Annotated in this window: 6 protein-coding genes; 5 read left to right on the top strand and 1 reads right to left on the bottom strand. The window is 71.5% G+C overall.

What is annotated here, in order from left to right; genetic code table 11:
• The first annotated feature begins 97 nt into the window (after positions 1-97).
• On the top strand, positions 98-850 hold the full coding sequence (locus tag RIF93_RS18420; RefSeq protein ID WP_309092908.1) for a DUF2243 domain-containing protein: 753 nt from the start codon (positions 98-100) through the stop codon (positions 848-850).
• Here RIF93_RS18420 and sfsA read toward each other — a convergent pair.
• Positions 847-1551, bottom strand: a complete 705-nt coding sequence (sfsA, locus tag RIF93_RS18415) for a DNA/RNA nuclease SfsA (protein ID WP_309092907.1) — start codon at positions 1549-1551, stop codon at positions 847-849. The genes RIF93_RS18420 and sfsA overlap by 4 nt on opposite strands.
• A gap of 57 nt (positions 1552-1608) precedes the next feature.
• Between sfsA and RIF93_RS18410 the strand changes: the two genes are divergently transcribed.
• The 4 genes from RIF93_RS18410 to RIF93_RS18395 all read left to right on the top strand — a co-directional run.
• Entirely contained in the window at positions 1609-2394 is a 786-nt protein-coding gene (locus tag RIF93_RS18410) for a competence/damage-inducible protein A (RefSeq protein ID WP_309092906.1), read from the top strand.
• 130 nt (positions 2395-2524) lie between these two features.
• Positions 2525-3238, top strand: a complete 714-nt coding sequence (locus tag RIF93_RS18405) for a ParA family protein (RefSeq protein ID WP_309092905.1) — start codon at positions 2525-2527, stop codon at positions 3236-3238.
• 130 nt (positions 3239-3368) lie between these two features.
• A complete protein-coding gene (locus RIF93_RS18400) occupies positions 3369-4583 on the top strand; it encodes an efflux RND transporter periplasmic adaptor subunit (protein ID WP_309092904.1) in 1215 nt (404 codons plus the stop codon).
• 4 nt (positions 4584-4587) lie between these two features.
• Positions 4588-5333: efflux RND transporter permease subunit (locus RIF93_RS18395; RefSeq protein ID WP_309092903.1), on the top strand; the 746-nt coding region annotated here is incomplete at its 3' end.

Raw genomic sequence — 5333 nt, 5'->3', positions numbered from 1 at the left:
CGCCTATGTCGCAATCGTAGCACGGAAGTTCAACCGCGGGGGCGCAACGCCGCGGGGGCGCGGCGCGTTGCCCGGCTCTGGGAAGGAGCCGCCGGCCGTGTGGCGTTCGCCGATCATCACCTGGGCCCTGGTGCTGGGCATCGCCATGGGCGGTTTCTTCGACGGCGTGCTGCTGCACCAGATCCTGCAATGGCACCATCTCTTGAGCCTGGTCCCGGCCGCCGGCGACCTGGCGCGGCAGGTGCTGTGGGACGGCTGGTTCCACGCGCTGATGTACCTGCTGGCCGGCGTCGGCTTCTGGGGCCTCTGGCGCGCGGCGCGGCGGTCGCGGGTCGATGGCCGGACGCTGGGCGCAGGCCTGCTGGCGGGGTTTGGCCTCTGGCACGTCCTGGATGCGGTGCTGTCGCATTGGGTGCTGGGCATCCACCGCATCAAGCTCGACAGCGACGATCCCCTGCTGTGGGACCTGGCTTGGCCGGCCGCCTTCGGGCTCGTCCCGCTCGCGCTGGCGGCCTTCCTGGGCCGTCGCCCGGGATCAGGGCTGGGCCCGCGGGCGACGACGCTGTCGGTCCTGGCGGTGGGGCTGCTCGCCGCCGGAGCGGGCGGCTGGGCGCTGCAGCCGCCGAAGGACGCCTCCTTCACGACGGTGGTGTTCCGGTCAGAGATGGCGGACGGCGGGGCGATGGCGGTGCTGGCGGATGCTGGCGCGCGGGTCCTCTGGCTGGACGCGACGGGCCGCGTCGCCGTGGCCGAGCTGCCGGACGCCGGCTGGCGGCTCTATGGCCGCGGCGCCCTGCTGGTCAGCGGCGCAGGCGGGCCGGCGGGCTGCGCCGGCTGGAGCCGAACCTAGCTCCGCAACCAAGGGATCGGTCGGGTGAGCCGCACCCGGCTCTGGTCGATCTCGCAGCCGTACACCATCACCTCGACGCCAGCGTCGGCGACCTCCGCCAGGGCGGCGGCGAACTTCGGGTCGCAGTCGGCGGCGGGCCTGAAGCGGTCGCAGTCGGTGCGCTGGACCACGAACAGCACGACGGCGCGCTCGCCCCGGGTCACGACGTGGGCCAGCTCGCGCAGGTGCTTGGTGGACCGGGCGGCGACGCAGTCGGGGAATTCGGCGAGCCCGGGCTCGCGCATCAAGTGGACGTTCTTGATCTCCAGCCAGCAGCGCGGTCGGTCGGGATGTTCCAGGAGGAAGTCGACGCGGCTGTTCTCGCCGTAGCGGACCTCGCGCCGGTGTGACGTGTAGCCAGCCACTTCAGGAATGGCGTCGGCCGCCAGCGCCTCGGCGACCAGGCGGTTGGGGTGCAGGGTGTTGACGCCCACGATGCCGCCGTCGGCCTCCACCAGCTCCAGGGTGTGGGCGAGCTTGCGCTTGGGATCGTCCGACCTCGACAGCCAGCAGGTGAGGCCGGGCGTGTTCAGGCCCAGCATGGCGCCGGGGTTCGGGCAGTGGGCGGTGAGCGGCGTGCCGTCGTCCAGCACCACGTCGGCGAAGAAGCGCTTGTAGCGCTGCACCAGGCGGCCGCGGACGAGCGGTTGCGGGAAGTCCATGGAAGGCTTTAGTCCGGTTCTGACGAGAGCGTGCGGATGTAAGGCGAGGCGCGGCGGATGGCGAGCGGGCAGGACGACCAGGTCACGGCCGGAGTGCTGATCATAGGCGACGAGATCCTGTCGGGCCGCACCCAGGACACCAACCTGCGCGACATCGCCCGCTACCTGGGTGTCCTCGGCGTGGACGTGGCCGAAGCCCGCACTGTCCCCGACGTGCTGGAGGAGATCGTGACGGCGCTGAACGCGCTCAGGATGCGCTACGACTATGTGATCACGACCGGCGGCATCGGCCCGACGCACGACGACATCACCGCCGACGCCGTGGCGGCCGCGTTCGGGGTTGAGCTGGTCGAGCATCCCGAGATCCTGGGCCTCTTGCAGGCCCGCTTCGGCGAGGACCTGAACGCCGCGCGCCGGCGGATGGCGCGCGTGCCGGTCGGCGGCGAGCTGGTGAAGAACCCTGTGCAGGGGCCGCCGGGCTTCACCATCGGCAACGTCTTCGTCCTGGCCGGCGTGCCGCAGATCATGCGCGGCATGCTGGAGGACGTCGGGCCCCGCCTGCGCGGCGGGCGGCCGGTGGTGTCCAGGACGGTGCGGGTGGAGGGCTCGGGCGAAGGCGTGATCGCCGCGCCGCTCGAGGCGGTAGCCAAGGCGCACCCGGCCATGTCGCTGGGCAGCTATCCGTTCTTCGGGCCCGAGGGCTATGGCTCGAACCTGGTGCTGCGGGGACGCGACCCCGACGAGGTGGCCACGGCGACGGGCGAGCTAATCGCGGCGCTGGAGGCCGCCGGCGTGCCTGGGCCGCGCGAAGTGGAGCCTGCGCCCAGGCTCGACGGCTCGTAGCTGTGCGCGACGGCGCGATTCGGGATCGGCGTGAAGGCTCCTCTTTTCGCTGTGGATAAGTTGTGCGCAAATGGTGGCGCTTGAGGGCGGCCGCTGAAGGATCGCCTCGGCTTGAGGTGGGGCGGTCCTGGTGAAGACCCTAGCCGTGATGTCCCGCAAGGGCGGGGCGGGAAAGACGACGGTCGCCGTCAATCTGACGCTGGCGGCGCGCGCCATGGGCGTGAAGGCCGTGCTGGCCGACGCCGACCCGATGCGCAGCGCCTGCGAGGTGCTGAAGGGGCGCGAGGAAGCGGCCTCGGTCCTGTTCGAGACCAGCGCCTCGAAGCTGTTTCCCCTGACCCAGGCCTGCGCCCGGGCGGGCGTCGAGCTCCTGATCATCGACACGCCGGCGGCGCCCGAAGCGGACGTGGCCGAGGCGGTGAAGGTCGCGGACCTGTGCCTGGCGGTGGCGCGGCCGACCTATCTGGACCTGGCCGCCGCGGTGTTGTCGGTGGCGGTGATCCAGCGCCTGGGCCGCGAGGGGCTCATCGTGCTGAACCAGTGCGCGCCGGCCCGCAACGGCGTGGAGCCGCCGGGCGTGCTGAAGGCCTTTGAGGCGCTGCGCTTTGCAAGCCTAGCGGTTGCGCCGGTCGCGTTGCGGTCGCGGGTCGTCTACCAGACGGCCTTCGCCCAGGCCCGTTCGGTGCTGGAGATCGACGCCGGCGGAGCCGCGGCCCGCGAGGTGCGCGACCTGTTCGGCCATGTCTGGCGGCTTTTGAACGGCGAGGGCCGCGCGCCCTTGCGCACAGCCAACGACGACCTTCGCCGGGGGGGCGCCGGCCTGAAGCTGATGCCCACTGCCTAGGCCATCGAAAGATAAATTTCCGCCACGGAAGCGCCAGGGTCTGGACACAAGGCGCCCTCGCACCCAGCTAAGCCGCTGAAGCGCTGCCGCGGACGGGCGGGGGCGCGTCCATCCACGCTTAGAGGTTCGCATGTCGGGGACGGTCCGGACGGCCGTGGCGGTCGCAGTGTCTCTGTTGGTGGCGGCTTGCGGCGCGAAGACGGCGCAGCCGACGCAAGGCCCGGCGCCGGTGTCGGTGTCGGCCCCCCTGCAGCGGCAGGTCGTCGATTGGGACGAATTCGTCGGCCGGTTCGAGGCGATGCAGGAGGTCGAGGTCCGGCCCCGCGTCTCGGGCTATGTCCGCTCGATCCACTTCCGGGACGGCGAGCTGGTCCGCAAGGGCCAGCTGCTGTTCGTCATCGATCCCAGGCCGTACGAGGCCGACCTCGCCCAGGCGCGCGCGCAGCTGCGCCAGGCGGAGGCTCAGGCGGCGCGGGCGAAGCTGGAGCTGGACCGGGCGCAGAAGCTGCTGGAGACCGGCTTCGTCTCGAAGTCCACCTATGATGCCCGTGTGGCCGAGGCCCGCACGGCGGAAGCGGCGGTGGGCGCGGCGCGCGCGGCCGAGCAGGCCCGGGCGCTGGACGTGCAGTTCACCCGGGTGACCGCGCCGATCGCCGGCCGCGTGTCCGACCGCAGGGTCGACGTCGGCAACCTCGTGAACGCCCAGGGCGCGGAACCCACCCTGCTGACCACCGTGGTCTCGCTGGACCCGATCCACTTCGCGTTCACGGGCTCGGAAAGCGTCTATCTGAAGTACCAGCGGCAGAACCGCGACGGCACGCGGACCAGCTCGCGGTCGGCTTCGAACCCCGTCGAGATCCAGTTGCAGGACGAGACCGCCTACGCCTGGCGCGGGCAGATGGATTTCGTCGACAACGCGCTGGACACCGGCTCGGGCACGATCCGGGGCCGGGCCGTGGTGCGCAACCCCGACCTGTTCCTGACGCCCGGCATGTATGGCCGGATGCGGCTGCTGGGCTCGGGCGCCTACTCGGCGTTGATGGTGCCGGACGCCTCGGTGATGACCGACCAGTCCGACAAGATCGTGCTGGTCGTGGGCCCCGGCAACACGGTGCAGCCGCGCAAGGTGGAGCTGGGCCCCATCGTCGACGGCCTGCGGGTGGTTCGGGCGGGCCTGTCGCCCGCCGACCGCGTGATCATCGAAGGCCAGCAGCGCGTGCGCCCGGGCGACAAGGTGGTCCCGCAACCCGGGCGCATCGTCGCCAAGGCGTCGACCGCGCCGCGCGCGCCGCAGGTCTTGACCCCGCCCGCCGCCCAGGCGACCGGCGCCGAAACGGCGGAGTGAACCCGTGAGATTTTCGCGCTTCTTCATCGACCGCCCGATCTTCGCGGCGGTGATCTCGATCATCATCGTGCTGATCGGCGCCTTCGCCTATCCGACGCTGCCGGTCGCCCAGTATCCCGACATCGCGCCGCCGACGATCACGGTGACGGCGGTCTATCCGGGCGCCTCGGCGGAGGTGATCGCCGACACGGTGGCGACGCCGCTGGAGCAGGAGATCAACGGGGTCGAGGACATGCTCTACATGTCCTCGTCGTCCACCTCGGACGGCCGGCTGACGATCACCATCACCTTCAAGCTGGGAACGGACCTGAACGCGGCCCAGGTGCTGGTGCAGAACCGCGTGGCCTCGGCCGAGGCGCGGCTGCCCGAGGAGGTGCGCAGGCTGGGCGTGGTGACGCGCAAGGCCTCGCCCGACCTCCTGATGGTGATCCACCTCTATTCGCCGGACGGCTCGCGCAGCCCCGAATACATCTCGAACTACGCCACCCTGCAGCTGCGCAACCAGCTGGCGCGGCTGGAAGGCGTGGGCGACGCCCAGGTCTTCGGCGCCCGCGACTACGCCATGCGCGTCTGGATCGACCCAGACAAGGCCGCCGCCCACAATCTGACCGGCGGCGAGATCGTGCAGGCCCTGCGGTCGCAGAACGTCCAGGTCGCGGCGGGTACGGTGGGCGCGCCGCCCTTCTCGGACTCGGGCGCGGCCTTCGAGCTGAACGTCAGCACCCAGGGGCGCCTCGTCGACCCGGCGCA

Origin of the sequence: Phenylobacterium sp., from assembly GCF_031181185.1 — a bacterium.
Taxonomy (GTDB): domain Bacteria; phylum Pseudomonadota; class Alphaproteobacteria; order Caulobacterales; family Caulobacteraceae; genus Phenylobacterium.
Note: the sequence above shows the minus strand (reverse complement) of the source record. Positions and strands in the feature narration are given on the sequence as shown.

Excerpts from the sequence above, each read along its gene's own strand:
- sfsA (WP_309092907.1), bottom strand. The coding sequence starts at position 1,551 with ATGGACTTCCCGCAACCGCTCGTCCGCGGCCGCCTGGTGCAGCGCTAC.
- RIF93_RS18410 (WP_309092906.1), top strand. The coding sequence starts at position 1,609 with ATGGCGAGCGGGCAGGACGACCAGGTCACGGCCGGAGTGCTGATCATA.
- RIF93_RS18400 (WP_309092904.1), top strand. The coding sequence starts at position 3,369 with ATGTCGGGGACGGTCCGGACGGCCGTGGCGGTCGCAGTGTCTCTGTTG.